Raw genomic sequence first — 13,103 nt, forward strand, 5'->3', positions numbered from 1 at the left:
AACTTCGGTTTCCTATTCTCTAGTTAATAGAAACAACTATAAGTTACCTCCACCAATATACACCTGCATAGAAGGTGGTAAAGTTGTTATTAATATTATAGTAAATTCCGTTGGCAATGTTACCGATGCTTCTTTTAACACTAAAAGTTCTACAACATCCAATGGCTGCTTGGTAGACAACGCTATTACCTATGCTTTAAAAGCAAAATTTAATAGCTCGGAAAAAGCATCACAAAAAGGAACAATTACATATCTTTTCCAAGGAAAATAAACTACGTGTTTGTATAAAATTAGTTGCGTGGCTTAATACCAAATTTAGTAAATACAACCCGAATAGACAATCTACGAGGATATACCTTCGCTATTTTTACTACTTACCCACTTTATTAGATAGTGCTGATAAATGCAATCATTTATTGTTGTATAATTCAATTGCATTTTTAAAACTCTAAACTTTAGGTTAAAGACCAAAACCCGTATTAACTATGTATGCTATTTATTAATTCAAAGGATAAAAATTCTCCACAGTTTTATATGATATTTTTCCATCTTTTTTACTTAAAAGAAATGTTCCTCCCCAAATTATTTCGGGATAATATAATAAGTGTTTAGTCATGTCTCTTATTACAAGTGGTGCTTTTGTTTCTGGTAATGACATCATTTCAATTGCCTTACTAATTGAAAACCATTGAACATCTTTTTTGTTTTCAGGCACTTTTAATCCTCCATCAATAAAATTACAACTATAGTGCTGTCTAAATTGCGAAATCGATTTGTAGTCAGACATAAACATAAAAATTCCTGTTATTTTAGGACTAGAGACTTTCACTCCATACTCCGACGCTAAATTCATAAGTCCATCTTTTATAGTTGTTTTAGAGTTATGTCTTAATGCAGGTGTCATCCATCCAAAATCATTTTTTTCTAACAACACTTCGCCTTTTTGATTATAAATTAACAATCGTTGAATTCTGTAACTATCATTTCCTGTTTCTTGAGCAAATGATTTTAGTCCAAAAAGGATGGTAAGTGATAACAAAAATAATTTTTTCATAAGCGTTTCTTTTTTAGTTACGATTTTTCTTAAATAATATAAAGCATCCGAATAAACCCCAGTATTAGTTCTTTAAATTCTCTACTTCTAATACTATAAACTGATTTAATTGTGGAGCAAAAGAACTAAAATTATCATCTGCAATGACTACCAAAGAGCGGTTTCCATTTTCAAAATTTGGACCAAAAGTTATACCTTCAATATTATCTACTGTAGCATTTGTTAATTCGTTTCTTATAGAGTCAAAATCAAATATTAATTCTTTACTGGAGGCAGTATATACTTCCCCAGCTAACTTTGTAACCCCACTCACATCTGTTGCATTAGAAATGTCTACATCATAAATTTTTACTGTATTTCCTCCTCCATCTAAATAACCAGAAGAAAAAGAACGCTCTAACGCTAAAAATTTATTGGTGTCATATGCTAATAACTCTACCAAACCATTAATTTCTAAATTTGTTCCATTAATAGCTGGTTTAGGTACAGAATTAAGTTCATAAACAAATTCTTTTTCAAAATTACCGTCTTCACTAATATTTACAATTCTAACTGGAGTAACTGCATCCTCTGTTTTAGGTTCTGGACCGTCTTGTTTTAAGGGTAACTCCGTAGCAGTCCAATAATCCCTAGAATTTGCGGCTAAAGAAAGAGATTCAAAAACACCATTATTTCTAGGCCCCATGTTTTCGTCTGCGGAGACTTTAAATTTATCTGCAACAGTAAAAGAACGTATAAAATCTCCATTAAGCGAAGCTTCTCTTACAAAAGGATTAACCCCTCCGTTTGTTCCTCCTTCGCTACTCCAAACTACGGTATTATTTTTAGTTACACGTATAGATTCGGGATCTGCAATACCACTAGATAAAGGCTCTCCATTCTCCCCTTTAAACACTACAACATCTGTTAATGTTACATTACTAAAACCCTGTAAATCATAGTCTATAGTTGCAGTGTAAAACCTAATTGGTGTATTAGAATCATCACAAATAAAATACCATTTTCCTTTATTGAAATCTATTCCTGATAGTCCCCCTACTAGGGTATTCTTATAAAGTTGTTGTTGAGGAAAAATATATTCGTCAATGAATTTTATAGAAATCTCTTTTTCTTCAAATTTCGGTTCCTGATTTTTTTCACCAGAAGAATTACAAGATGAAAAAACAATAAAAAAGGTGCTAAATACTATTGAGAATAATCGTATCATTAGAAAAATAGTTTTTCAAATATCCTAATTTTAAAAACAACTAAATATAATACACAATTATTTCTATTAAAAAATAGAAGTAAAACACTAAAAACAAGATTATTACATTACAAGTTAAGTAGTTTTACCAAATCAGATATTGTACTTTGCCCTTTATCTTTATTATACCAAACCTGTAAATCTTGCTTAAATTCTGGCGTTAAGCCTCCATGTTCCTTCTTAAAATTTTCCACCATTTTAGTTGCTACAGAAGGTCTAGAGCCCCATTCACTTATAACTTCATTAGTTTCACTATCTACCATTATCAATTTTGGAATAGATAATGTTCCATTTGTTAAAAATCGACTCATTAACTCTAGATTTTGGTCCCGTTGCAATACCTTAAAATTAATATTTCCAGTTAATTCTGCCATCTTATTCATAACTGGCATGATCTGAGCAGCATCTCCACACCAACTTTCTGTTAGTACTAACCAAGTAACTTTTTTACCTAAAGACTTTATTTTATTGGTATTCTCTTCACTTACTTTTACGGTCTTATCCAAACGTTTCATACGCTTATCATTTAAAATCGTATATTCTGTAAGCTCCTCTGATTCATTTGGGCCAGTTGCTTTCCCTTCTGCACTTAAAGATGCTAGCAGAGAACGATAATCTTCATAAGAAACTGCTTTGTTATATGACTCTTGTATTAATGCACGTGTAGTTTTTTCTACGGTATTATCCTTTACTTCCATCTGAAATTCAATTTTAAACAAATTTAGTTTTGGTACATTTCCCAAAAGCTGATATTAGTCATATTGGTAGTACAAACTTCGCAAAACTTACATACCTTTATTCTTCTTGTAGTTTTAATACTTCAAAATTTCTTTTAAAAAAAGACAAAATATGGAAAAACACAAATGTGGTTGGTGTTTAGGAAGCGATTTATATGAAGCCTATCATGATTTGGAATGGGGAACTCCTGTAAAAAATGACCATTCTTTATTCGAGTTTTTAATACTAGAAACCTTCCAAGCAGGACTAAGTTGGATAACTGTTTTAAAAAAACGTGAAAATTTTAGAAAAGCTTTTGACCAATTTGATTATAAAAAAATCGCAGAATACAAACAACCGAAAATAGAATCTCTATTACAAGATGCTGGTATTATTAGAAACAAGCTTAAAGTTAACGCTACCATTTCTAATGCAAAAGCTTTTATACAAGTACAAGATGAGTTTGGGAGCTTTAGCACCTATATCTGGAGTTTTGTTAATGATTCTCCCATAAAAAATAAAGTTGTTAACTACAAGGAGGCTCCTGGGAATACAGAATTATCAGACCAAGTAAGTAAAGATTTAAAAAAAAGAGGATTTAAATTTGTCGGCAGTACGGTTGTTTATGCCTTTATGCAAGCAACAGGAATGGTAAACGACCATGAAATTAATTGTTTTAGATATGATGAAGTTTAATATTTTATTCCTATTTATCCTCTTCTTTTCTGCAAACATTCTAAGTGCTCAATTAAAATATGAGAAAGAATTTAGAATTAGAAAAACCCAATTTCCAGAGAAGGCTCTTGTTTTGGTACAAGAAAAATTAACAGATGCAAAAAGATTAAAGTTTTACAAAGAAATCGATGGTAACAAAACCCGTTTTGGGTTAAAATTTAAAAAAGATAGGCTGTGGTATAGCATAGAATTTACGGGGGAAGGAAACTTAGAAAATGTAAAAATACAAATACAAGATATCGATATTCTTGATGAAAGCTATGCCCAAATAGTGGCTTATTTAAAACAAAATTTCTCTTCGTATAAAATTAAGAAAATACAACAACAATACATTGCAAATGGCTCTACTGACGAGATTTTAAAAACAGCTTTTCAAAACCTAATTACACCGCACATAAAATACCCTCTGGTCGTTCGCGCAAAGAAAGATACTAATGGTTTTAAAGAGTATAAAATTCTATTCAACGCGGAGGGAAAATGTATTAGCTCAAGAAAATCGCTTCCACCAAATTATGACCATATTTTATATTAAATACATAAAGAACTTAGCTTAAAAAAAATGAAAAAACACATTTTTGCCCTATTCTTTTTCTTTTGCATTTTTTTATTGCATGCTCAGGAATACAACTCAGCCCCTATTCTTTCTTTTGAATTAATTAACGGAAAAGAGGTTACTTTAAAACGAACGAATATTTATTTTTTGCAATACCAGATTACTAATAACGAAAATGAAATAGAATTCACTTTTCCAACAAATAATAAAAACTCAACTACAAATTATTTTGTTTACGACGAAACCCGCAATGCTTACAACTTAACTTTTAGAAATAAAAATGCAATATATACAATATACCAAAATACACTTACCGATGAAATTGGGGTCTTAGTTACAATAGATAACGAAACATATAACCTTAAAGGAAAAATAGAAACATTAAACGGAAGTATTAAAATATTCAAAGCTACTTACCCTACTATTTCTTCTAACCAATTTGTTAATATTCAATACAAATCATCTTTTATACTCCCTAGCTTAAAAGAAATAATATCCGATATTAAAAGTGGTACAAAAAAACCTTCATTTAATGAATTGGAGGAACATGCTTTATATAACCTTAGTGATGAAAATATACGATTACACAACACCCCAAATAGAAAACATAACGACAAATTTAAAAAATTTGTCCAAAACTCAATAGTTGCTCTCGAAAGTAAAAACATTGAAAAAATTTTTACTTTCTTTAATAGTAAATATCTTTTTTGGTTACTCCATCATCATTCATATGGACGCGAGCTCGATAGTTCGATAAAAGATAGGTTTTCATCATTTTCAGATACAGGTAAATACAAAAAATTAAATTATAAAGAATTTGAAACTGTTGAATTTGTTGAAGTATTTGGAGGCACAGGCAGTAATGATTTAGTTTTTATAAAATACAAAGTAACTTTAACTAATGGAGCTGTTTATAATTTTGATCTTGTACTAAGTATTGAACTATTACCAAATGGTGATTTTAAATATTGTTTAGAAAGTGGATGGGGTTAATATTTATAAATAATTAAAGAAACACTCTTACAAACAATAAACACACACCCTTTTTTTCTAAAAAATGAAACACTATAAATTCACTCTACTTTTCTTTCTCCTGTTATTCATTAGTTGCGATGTTTCTACTATTTCTGATGAAAAATTAAACAACTTATCGAATATTAAAGCACAAATTTACATTCTAGACGGTACAAGAAATAACATTATCAATGATTTAAAAGTTTACATCACAGATGGTGATAAACAAATAATAAATAATCAGATTAAAATTATATTAAATGAAATTCCTCTAAACTTAAAGGTTCAACAGGAGCTCTATTACACAAAAAAATCATATTACACTTTAGATGATTTCCCTAGAAGTAAATCCTATTATTTTGAAATAATTTTACCAGATAGCACCGTTTATCCTTTAGCTTTTATTAAACCTCAAAATATTAATGATAGTCTTGTATTTAATATCCCTAAAACTATTTCTATAAACAAAGACTTTACTTTAAATTGGAAAAACATCAACTTACCTGCTGAGTTAGAAGTTTGGAAAGGAGCACAAAACAACCTGTCTGGGGAACATTCTGGAGGCAAATATTCAAAAACAACAATTCATAAAAATATAAACTCCAAAACAGGAGAATACGTGCTACCAAAATCTTATTTTAAAGACTCTATCGGCATAGCAAGATATTTAGAAATAAAACTTAACCATCACGAATTAGGACTAACAAACCCAAAACTGTTAATAAACAGCGATATTATTTACGATTTTGCCATAGAAAAAAAGGTAGATATTATTGAATAAAACAAATGCTAACACGCTACACAGTATACTTAATAAAATGAAAAAAACAATTGCAATTATTCTTTCTATCCTTACAATTATCACTTGCGTATGGCTTATTTTAAATCGTTTAGACTTACTTTATATTCCCGCTAATAAAATAGAGCATGTTGCTTCATTTGAAAAGCAACAAATAAATAACAGAACCGATATTAATGCATGTGAAAAAAAAATATTAATCAACCAGATTGATTCTGACCAAAAAAATAATAGACGAATATCTAATATTGCTTTTAAAACTCAGTTTACAGCATTCGTTATTATTGTAATTCAACTAGTTTTAGTGGTTGTTATATTAATGATGCCTAAAAAAAATAAGCCTTCCTAATTTTTCTAGAATGGTAATACCAAAAACTTAACAAAAAATATAACTTAAGCACTACATAGAATCAATATTTATAATATGAAAATAATTTTTTTCTTGCCGTTACTCTTTTTATTTAATCAAAATTTATATGCCGATTCCCCCCTTACATCAACGGCAATTAGTGATGCGTATAAATCGTCAAAAATAATACAGTTAGCTTCTAAAGCTGAAGGTAAACTGAATATTAAACTAATAAAATATTTAACTAAAAAGAGAAAGCCAATTGAATTAAAAATAGCGCTAATAAATAAGTTGGGGTGGGAGTCTAATGGGGTAAGTAATTCCGAAATATTCTTACAGTATTTAAAAGATAAAAATAATTGCCAAACCATGGATGATTTCCTTAGACGAGCAAGTGCGGATGATATTATCTGTATGGCCTATCTAAAAGCTTTAGACAACTATTTTAATGTTGACGAAGCAATTAACCTTGCTAGAATAGCTAAATCCAAAGATAAAGAGAGTTACACAATCCATATTATAAGTAGCTTAATTGAAGCTCAAAAAGCAATGAAAATTAGTTTTTGTGAGGTTTACAACATTACAAATAATGTACGCATAGATAAATCGCTAAATACTGATATGAATGCTGAAGCCATTAAAATAATTTTTGATTACATGGTTTTATACAAAGACGATTGTAAATAATAGCATTTGCAACAAAAAACTAAAAAAACAACTCTTTTATTCTTTCTGATTATTGCATCTATTTATAAATAATTGAGCTTAAACCGTATATGAAAAACTGCTAGTATTACACTTTAATACGGGTTGTTGCCATTTTGTTAGGGCTAATTTTTTTCATAAAAATTATTCTGAGTAAAATCATAACTTTCTAGAAACAAAATAGTTAACTCAAATAAAAATTGCTTTTCTATTTTTACCCTTTTAAATATTCTAAAAATTCTATTCTTTCTATTTCTCTGGCACCTAAACTTTCTAAATGGGGCGTATACATTTGGCAATCAATAAGTTTATACTCCTTTTCCTGTAGTTCTTCAGCTAACTTAATAAAAGCAAATTTAGACGCATTACTAACCATACTAAACATACTCTCTCCACAAAAAACGGCCCCCAAATCTATACCGTATAAACCACCAACCAGTTGGGAATTTTCCCAGACTTCATAGGAGACTGCTTTCCCTAATTCGTGAAGTTTTACATAGGCATTAGTCATATTCTCTGTAATCCACGTACCCTCTTGTCCATCTCTTTTTACCGTAGCACATTGATGTAAAACGGCTTTAAAACATTGGTTCTTGGTTATCCTAAATTGGTTTTCGTTTAGAACCTTACGCATGCTCTTAGATATTTTAATATCCTGAGGAAAAAGAACCATTCTTGGGTTAGGGCTCCACCAAAGAATTTGGGAACCTTCATTAAACCATGGGAAAATGCCCGATTTATAGGCTAAAAGCAAACGTTCTGGAGACAAATCGCCACCCACCGCAAGTAAGCCCTCTTCATCGGCATTTTCTACTGGCGGAAAAACTAACTCCTTTGTTAAAAAATATGCACCCACTTTTTATTTTTAATAAATCTATAATAACTAAAAAACCTTCCTAAATTAAATCTAGGAAGGTTTTTATATTATATCATGTATACCTTAAAAAGGTAAATCATCGTGATCTTCTTCCTTTAAATTATCTGCTGGCTCAAAAGCTTCCATAGGAGGTACAGGTGGTATATTAGGATTAGCATTTTCTGCTGCTAAACTTTCTAAACGCCATCCTTGAATTGAGTTAAAATACTTAACCTCACCTTGTGGGTTTGTCCACTCTCTTCCTCTTAAATTGATACTTACCTTAACATCCTGACCAACAGCATGGTTATTCAATAAATCGCACTTATCCTGTACAAACTCAATCATTATACTTTGTGGATATTGCTCATCTGTTGTAACTACCAATTCTCTTTTTCTAAAACCGTTGTTTCCAAATGTTGCCGTTTCACCTATTAGCTTAATCTTTCCTTCTACTTCCATGTTCTCTTAATTTAGTGCCCTTACTTTTTTCTTTAAAAGTGATTTTTAATAATTCGCGTTTCTATTTCTTATCCAGATTGATATTTAAAAAATCTAAGATATAGAAATGCAAATGTATGAAAATTGTATCCTATTTGAAACTCCAAAAGAAGTACAAATCTCCATATTATTTCAATTTGTGGTATCTTTAAAGCAAGATATCATGCTACATGAATTTTAATCCCAATAGAAAAACTTACAATCTTATTTTATTAGCAATAGCTTTTGGCATTGTAAGCCTTATTTTATGGAATACAAATAGCTTTTTCAAAAAATTTAAAGAAGAAGAGCGGTTAAAAATGGAAATATGGGCCACAGCCCAGTCCGAGCTTTTACAATCTTCTGAAGACATGGATTTAGGAAACCTAACTATTAAGGTGTTACAAAACAATTCTTCTTCTCCCATGATTTTAGAAAACAAAGATGGCTCTATTAGGGTAAATAATATGCCAACCGAAAAAGCAGCGGACAGTCTTTTTATTAGAAAAAAAATAAATCAATTTCAGAGTGAAAATATACCTATATCTATAGACCAACAAGGGGAGCATTTAGCCACTTTATACTACGGAAACTCCGAAGTGCTAAACAAACTAAAGTATTATCCAATTGCCTTACTACTTATTATTATTCTTTTTGCTACGGTAATATTTTTCTTTTTTAAGACCAATAAAGCATCGGAACAAAACAAATTATGGGCTGGGATGGCTAAAGAAACGGCTCACCAAATTGGCACCCCACTTTCTTCTTTATTAGGATGGAATGAACTTTTAAAAACAGAAAATATAAACCCAGATATTACCAAAGAAATAGCAAAAGACATAGTTCGATTGGAAACTATTACCGATAGATTTTCTAAAATAGGTTCTCTTCCAAAATTAAATGAAACCGATATTGTACAAGAAACTAAAGACGCCTATGAATATTTAAAAAGGAGAAGCTCTAAACTTATTCATTTTTCTTTAACTTCTAAGGTAGAATATTTTCCTGTTATGCTAAATAGTTCTTTATATAATTGGACTATTGAAAACTTGGTAAAAAATGGAATTGACGCCATGAAAGGCAAAGGTTCTATTGCTATAGAAATAGTTCCAGACGGCAAATATGTAAACATTTTAATAGCAGATACGGGTCATGGAATTTCTAAAAATAGGTTTCAAAGCATATTTAATCCAGGAGTAACCACTAAAAAAAGAGGCTGGGGACTTGGCCTTTCTTTAGTAAAAAGAATTGTAGAAGAATACCATAATGGAAAAATTAAAGTACTTTCGTCTGGTAAAGAAGGAACCATAATGCAAATATCCTTAAAAGTAAAAAGTGAGTAATGGCTAAAATAAAACTAGTGGTTATAAAAGAAGCCGACGTAACCAATAACTGCCCGGAATGTTTTAATCAAGATTTAAAACTATCCTTTTATCAAAAACACAGTTATGGAAAGTTTGTGCATAAAACCACGAATGAGGTTACGCACAAACTTACTTGCAACACCTGTAAATCTGATATTTATCCTGTAAATTGGACAGATGATATTGAGCGCATTTTTGGGTACTACCAAAAAATGGCTATCCCTGAAAAAAAATCTGTAAAATATACAGCTTTGTTTTATGTTTTAACATTCTCCCTTATTACCTTAATTGGTGTTGGAATTTACTTATTAGCTTCTGGAATTATACCATTTTAGAGCGAATTTTAGCCGCAATAGCCTCAAACTCTTCAGGATTTAATTTTACTTTGTTTTGGAATGTTGCTTCTGCCATTTCATTTAACGGAATAAGGTGTACATGCGCATGGGGCACTTCTAAACCTATTACAGTAATACCAACACGCTTACAATCTATAGCGGATTCTATAGCCTTCCCTATTTTTCTAGAAAACGCCATTAGACCCATATAAGCTTCTTCCTCTAGATCCATTATTTTGTCCACTTCCTTTTTAGGAATACATAAAGTATGCCCTTTTGCATTAGGGTTAATGTCTAGAAAAGCAAAAAAATTTGCATCCTCTGCAATCTTATAGCATGGAATTTCTCCATTAATAATTTTAGTGAAAATAGTTGGCATAGTGTAATTTGATTTAACTAAAAATAAAAAATCCTACTAGAACATCTAGCAGGATTAAATATAAAAATTTATACTTTACTATTCTCTAGTAATTTCTAAAATATCAAACTTTAAAGTTCCGTTTGGAACTGTAATCTCAGCAACATCACCAACCTCTTTTCCTAATAAACCTCTACCTATTGGAGAACTTACAGATATTTTTCCCGTTTTTATATCGGATTCGCTTTCTGCAACCAAAGTATATTTCATTTCCATACCATTGGTTTGGTTTTTTAATTTAACCGTGGACAAAACTAGTGCCTTAGATGTATCTAATTGAGATTCATCTATTAACCTAGCATTTGCCATAACTGCTTCCATTTTAGAAATTTTCATTTCTAACAACCCTTGTGCTTCTTTGGCAGCGTCGTATTCCGCATTTTCCGACAAATCGCCTTTATCTCTTGCTTCTGCAATTGCCTGTGATGCTTTTGGTCTTTCTATATCTCTTAATTGGTTTAACTCGTCTTTTAAGTTTTTTAACCCTTCAGCTGTATAGTATGATATGTTACTCATAAGTCTTAAATTAATAAATCAGAAAATCCTCTACTTGTACCGCTACAATAAGCGTTTTTTAGCGAGGATTTAACGCAAATATACATATTTTTTGTTCACTTTTGTCAAAGTTTTCCTAACCACAATGTTGTATGAAGCGTTTTTGGAGTGTTTTTTTAATTGGTATTTTACTTTCTTGTAACTCAGATAGAACTAATCGTAATCCCTATCTACAAGAAATAGGGTTCCGTTTTGAAATTAATCTAAACTTACCTCTTTATAGCCCACTTACCAACCCAGGTAGTGCAGTATATATTGGTGCTAGTGGCGTAGGTACTAGCGGTGCTTTTGTTTTACATACTGGTTTTAATAATTATATTGCTTTTGAAGCTAGTTGCCCTAACCATGCCCCTAACGAATGTTCAACAATGGTTCTTGATGGGCAAGTTGTCACTTGCTCCTGTGAAGATTACCAATACAACTTATATACTGGTCAACTATTAAATACTCCAGACGATGGTGGGCGTTATTATGATATGCTATTTTACCAAGCTTCTTATAGCAGCGGCAGTGTAATTATATCTAATTAAGCTATTTTATATATTCCCTAAAATTTTATCCATAACCCAACTACAATGCAACCCAGATTTTCCTAAGGAAGGGTGTGTTGTATTTTCTAATAAATGTTTACGAATATTATCTACATGAAACTCCTGAATATGTTTAGGGTTATCAATAAACAATTTTTCTATACTTCCTTTGGAATGCAATTCTATCTCTGTTTCTCCAAAAACGGAAAAAAATATTTTACCTGTACTTCCTATAACCTCCACTTTATCTTCTCGTTCGTAGCTACCAAAATTCCAGCTACCTTCTCCTGTTGTTCCATTTTCATGCATCCACGAAGCAGTAATAGCATCCTTTGCAGAATACAATCCCTGTTGGTTTGTTGAAATTCCTACAACATCTTTAAAGTCTCCCAGTAAAAAAGCAAAAAGGTCTAAACCATGACTGGCAAGATCATCAAAATAACCTCCAGGAGCTATCGCTGCATCTGTGCGCCAGTTATAGTCTCCACTTTTGTCTACATCCGAGGGTGTTTTACTAAGATACCAACGTATATGACGAATCTCTCCTATTTCTTTATTCTCTAACCACTCTTTTACTTTTAAAAATCGAGGTAAAGACCTTCTGTAATAAGCTATAAATAAGGGCACCTCTTTTTCTTTAAAAGCAGTATAAATTTCCAAGCTATCCTTATAAGAGGGTGCCATTGGTTTTTCTATACAGCATGGTTTTCCTGCTGCTACAACTTTTAATGCATAGTATTTGTGGCTATCTGGCGGAGTGGCAATATAAACCGCATCTACTTCATCATCTAAAATTAAATCGTCTGCATTGGTATAATACTTAGATACGTTATGTCTCTTGGCATAATCGGCAGCTTTTTCAGCGTCTCTGCGCATTACCGCAACAAGTTCAAAGCCTGAAGTGTTTCGGTAGGCTGGCCCACTTTTTACTTCGGTAACAGCGCCACAACCAATAATTCCCCAACGCATCCGTTTTTTCATAATGAACTTTTTAAATAAATACTTCCCAAATATAGAAAAGGGAAATCTCTTTTTGTAAAGAAATCTCCCTTTTTAAGTAAACTACCTCGAAGCAAGCCCACGTGGCATTAAAAGGAACTGCACTTTGCTATTTCAATGCAAGTATCGGGGCATTAGACCCACTAGTGGAAAATAAATATTTTTTTAAAAATTAAGTGTAGCTCCTAATAAAAAGTTAGTACCCGCTTGTGGGTAGTAGCCTAGAATTTCTTTAGAACTTCCTGGTGTAGACCAAAAATCTAAATAAGTATAACCGTTAGACTCATACTTTTCATTAAACAAATTATTAACTAAGCCTGATAAAACAATGGATTTAACTATTGACTTTGGTCTTATTTCATATGCGATACTTAAATCATTTACAAAATAGGCG

The 13,103-nt window shown here is 31.2% G+C and carries 17 protein-coding genes and 2 pseudogenes; 10 read left to right on the plus strand and 9 right to left on the minus strand.

Translation table 11 applies throughout. The annotated features are described in order from the left end of the window. Window positions 1-271: pseudogene (locus QZZ51_RS13645) on the plus strand (hypothetical protein); the annotation flags it as partial. A 228-nt stretch (window positions 272-499) separates the two neighbouring features. Here the strand turns inward: QZZ51_RS13645 and QZZ51_RS13650 are convergent. From QZZ51_RS13650 to QZZ51_RS13660, 3 genes are all read right to left on the minus strand, one after another. Continuing rightward, a complete protein-coding gene (locus tag QZZ51_RS13650; protein WP_291870598.1) occupies window positions 500-1,039 on the minus strand; it encodes a hypothetical protein in 540 nt (179 codons plus the stop codon). A gap of 79 nt (window positions 1,040-1,118) precedes the next feature. Then, window positions 1,119-2,261, minus strand: a complete 1,143-nt coding sequence (locus QZZ51_RS13655; protein WP_291870600.1) for an esterase-like activity of phytase family protein — start codon at window positions 2,259-2,261, stop codon at window positions 1,119-1,121. A 107-nt stretch (window positions 2,262-2,368) separates the two neighbouring features. Further along, complete coding sequence (locus QZZ51_RS13660) at window positions 2,369-2,998, minus strand: thioredoxin family protein (protein ID WP_291870602.1); 630 nt, start codon at window positions 2,996-2,998, stop codon at window positions 2,369-2,371. Between the two features lie 151 nt (window positions 2,999-3,149). On the opposite strand from QZZ51_RS13660, the gene QZZ51_RS13665 reads away from it, so the two are divergent. From QZZ51_RS13665 to QZZ51_RS13690, 6 genes are all read left to right on the plus strand, one after another. Further along, the gene (locus QZZ51_RS13665; protein WP_291870606.1) at window positions 3,150-3,713 is read left to right on the plus strand and encodes a DNA-3-methyladenine glycosylase I; all 564 of its coding nucleotides are present in this window, start codon (window positions 3,150-3,152) and stop codon (window positions 3,711-3,713) included. Next, complete coding sequence (locus QZZ51_RS13670) at window positions 3,679-4,284, plus strand: hypothetical protein (protein WP_291870608.1); 606 nt, start codon at window positions 3,679-3,681, stop codon at window positions 4,282-4,284. Before QZZ51_RS13665 ends, QZZ51_RS13670 begins: the two co-directional genes overlap by 35 nt. 27 nt (window positions 4,285-4,311) lie before the next feature. Beyond that, window positions 4,312-5,298 carry a hypothetical protein gene (locus QZZ51_RS13675; protein ID WP_291870610.1) on the plus strand — a complete coding sequence of 329 codons (987 nt, stop codon included), beginning with the start codon at window positions 4,312-4,314 and terminating at the stop codon, window positions 5,296-5,298. Window positions 5,299-5,362: 64 nt separating this feature from the next. Then, window positions 5,363-6,100, plus strand: a complete 738-nt coding sequence (locus tag QZZ51_RS13680; RefSeq protein ID WP_291870612.1) for a hypothetical protein — start codon at window positions 5,363-5,365, stop codon at window positions 6,098-6,100. A gap of 37 nt (window positions 6,101-6,137) precedes the next feature. After that, the gene (locus tag QZZ51_RS13685) at window positions 6,138-6,467 is read left to right on the plus strand and encodes a hypothetical protein (protein WP_291870614.1); all 330 of its coding nucleotides are present in this window, start codon (window positions 6,138-6,140) and stop codon (window positions 6,465-6,467) included. A 75-nt stretch (window positions 6,468-6,542) separates the two neighbouring features. Continuing rightward, window positions 6,543-7,154 carry a hypothetical protein gene (locus tag QZZ51_RS13690; RefSeq protein ID WP_291870616.1) on the plus strand — a complete coding sequence of 204 codons (612 nt, stop codon included), beginning with the start codon at window positions 6,543-6,545 and terminating at the stop codon, window positions 7,152-7,154. Between the two features lie 232 nt (window positions 7,155-7,386). Here the strand turns inward: QZZ51_RS13690 and aat are convergent, their stop codons facing one another. Beyond that, the gene (aat, locus tag QZZ51_RS13695; RefSeq protein WP_291870618.1) at window positions 7,387-8,028 is read right to left on the minus strand and encodes a leucyl/phenylalanyl-tRNA--protein transferase; all 642 of its coding nucleotides are present in this window, start codon (window positions 8,026-8,028) and stop codon (window positions 7,387-7,389) included. An 84-nt stretch (window positions 8,029-8,112) separates the two neighbouring features. Continuing rightward, entirely contained in the window at window positions 8,113-8,490 is a 378-nt protein-coding gene (locus tag QZZ51_RS13700; RefSeq protein ID WP_291870620.1) for a DUF3127 domain-containing protein, read from the minus strand. A gap of 209 nt (window positions 8,491-8,699) precedes the next feature. Here QZZ51_RS13700 and QZZ51_RS13705 point away from each other — a divergent pair, with 209 nt between their 5' ends. Both QZZ51_RS13705 and QZZ51_RS13710 read left to right on the plus strand, forming a co-directional pair. Continuing rightward, entirely contained in the window at window positions 8,700-9,851 is a 1,152-nt protein-coding gene (locus tag QZZ51_RS13705) for a HAMP domain-containing sensor histidine kinase (RefSeq protein WP_291870622.1), read from the plus strand. Beyond that, window positions 9,851-10,207, plus strand: a complete 357-nt coding sequence (locus tag QZZ51_RS13710; protein ID WP_291870624.1) for a hypothetical protein — start codon at window positions 9,851-9,853, stop codon at window positions 10,205-10,207. Before QZZ51_RS13705 ends, QZZ51_RS13710 begins: the two co-directional genes overlap by 1 nt. Here QZZ51_RS13710 and QZZ51_RS13715 read toward each other — a convergent pair. Together QZZ51_RS13715 and greA are read right to left on the minus strand one after the other, a co-directional pair. Then, window positions 10,194-10,586 carry an HIT family protein gene (locus QZZ51_RS13715; RefSeq protein ID WP_291870627.1) on the minus strand — a complete coding sequence of 131 codons (393 nt, stop codon included), beginning with the start codon at window positions 10,584-10,586 and terminating at the stop codon, window positions 10,194-10,196. The two genes, QZZ51_RS13710 and QZZ51_RS13715, sit on opposite strands and share 14 nt — an antisense overlap. 78 nt (window positions 10,587-10,664) lie before the next feature. Then, window positions 10,665-11,141 (minus strand): transcription elongation factor GreA, encoded by a 477-nt coding sequence (greA, locus tag QZZ51_RS13720; protein WP_291870629.1) that lies wholly within the window; start codon window positions 11,139-11,141, stop codon window positions 10,665-10,667. A 131-nt stretch (window positions 11,142-11,272) separates the two neighbouring features. On the opposite strand from greA, the gene QZZ51_RS13725 reads away from it, so the two are divergent. Then, window positions 11,273-11,710, plus strand: a complete 438-nt coding sequence (locus QZZ51_RS13725) for a hypothetical protein (RefSeq protein WP_291870631.1) — start codon at window positions 11,273-11,275, stop codon at window positions 11,708-11,710. A gap of 6 nt (window positions 11,711-11,716) precedes the next feature. Here the strand turns inward: QZZ51_RS13725 and QZZ51_RS13730 are convergent, their stop codons facing one another. Beyond that, window positions 11,717-12,691: a Gfo/Idh/MocA family oxidoreductase gene (locus QZZ51_RS13730; protein ID WP_291870632.1), complete on the minus strand. Its 975-nt coding sequence runs from the start codon at window positions 12,689-12,691 to the stop codon at window positions 11,717-11,719. 183 nt (window positions 12,692-12,874) lie between these two features. Then, a pseudogene (locus QZZ51_RS13735) lies at window positions 12,875-13,103 on the minus strand (TonB-dependent receptor); the annotation flags it as partial.

The sequence above is a fragment of the Maribacter sp. genome, from assembly GCF_016744255.1.
Taxonomy (GTDB): Bacteria; Bacteroidota; Bacteroidia; order Flavobacteriales; family Flavobacteriaceae; genus Maribacter_B.

What these genes read in the sequence shown, in the direction of transcription:
- QZZ51_RS13690 (WP_291870616.1), top strand. Translation starts at nt 6,543, where the DNA reads ATGAAAATAATTTTTTTCTTGCCGTTACTCTTTTTATTTAATCAAAAT.
- QZZ51_RS13675 (WP_291870610.1), top strand. Translation starts at nt 4,312, where the DNA reads ATGAAAAAACACATTTTTGCCCTATTCTTTTTCTTTTGCATTTTTTTA.
- QZZ51_RS13725 (WP_291870631.1), top strand. Translation starts at nt 11,273, where the DNA reads ATGAAGCGTTTTTGGAGTGTTTTTTTAATTGGTATTTTACTTTCTTGT.
- QZZ51_RS13715 (WP_291870627.1), bottom strand. Translation starts at nt 10,586, where the DNA reads ATGCCAACTATTTTCACTAAAATTATTAATGGAGAAATTCCATGCTAT.
- QZZ51_RS13660 (WP_291870602.1), bottom strand. Translation starts at nt 2,998, where the DNA reads ATGGAAGTAAAGGATAATACCGTAGAAAAAACTACACGTGCATTAATA.
- QZZ51_RS13710 (WP_291870624.1), top strand. Translation starts at nt 9,851, where the DNA reads ATGGCTAAAATAAAACTAGTGGTTATAAAAGAAGCCGACGTAACCAAT.
- QZZ51_RS13730 (WP_291870632.1), bottom strand. Translation starts at nt 12,691, where the DNA reads ATGAAAAAACGGATGCGTTGGGGAATTATTGGTTGTGGCGCTGTTACC.
- QZZ51_RS13655 (WP_291870600.1), bottom strand. Translation starts at nt 2,261, where the DNA reads ATGATACGATTATTCTCAATAGTATTTAGCACCTTTTTTATTGTTTTT.
- QZZ51_RS13705 (WP_291870622.1), top strand. Translation starts at nt 8,700, where the DNA reads ATGAATTTTAATCCCAATAGAAAAACTTACAATCTTATTTTATTAGCA.
- QZZ51_RS13665 (WP_291870606.1), top strand. Translation starts at nt 3,150, where the DNA reads ATGGAAAAACACAAATGTGGTTGGTGTTTAGGAAGCGATTTATATGAA.
- QZZ51_RS13685 (WP_291870614.1), top strand. Translation starts at nt 6,138, where the DNA reads ATGAAAAAAACAATTGCAATTATTCTTTCTATCCTTACAATTATCACT.
- QZZ51_RS13680 (WP_291870612.1), top strand. Translation starts at nt 5,363, where the DNA reads ATGAAACACTATAAATTCACTCTACTTTTCTTTCTCCTGTTATTCATT.
- QZZ51_RS13700 (WP_291870620.1), bottom strand. Translation starts at nt 8,490, where the DNA reads ATGGAAGTAGAAGGAAAGATTAAGCTAATAGGTGAAACGGCAACATTT.
- QZZ51_RS13670 (WP_291870608.1), top strand. Translation starts at nt 3,679, where the DNA reads ATGAAATTAATTGTTTTAGATATGATGAAGTTTAATATTTTATTCCTA.
- greA (WP_291870629.1), bottom strand. Translation starts at nt 11,141, where the DNA reads ATGAGTAACATATCATACTATACAGCTGAAGGGTTAAAAAACTTAAAA.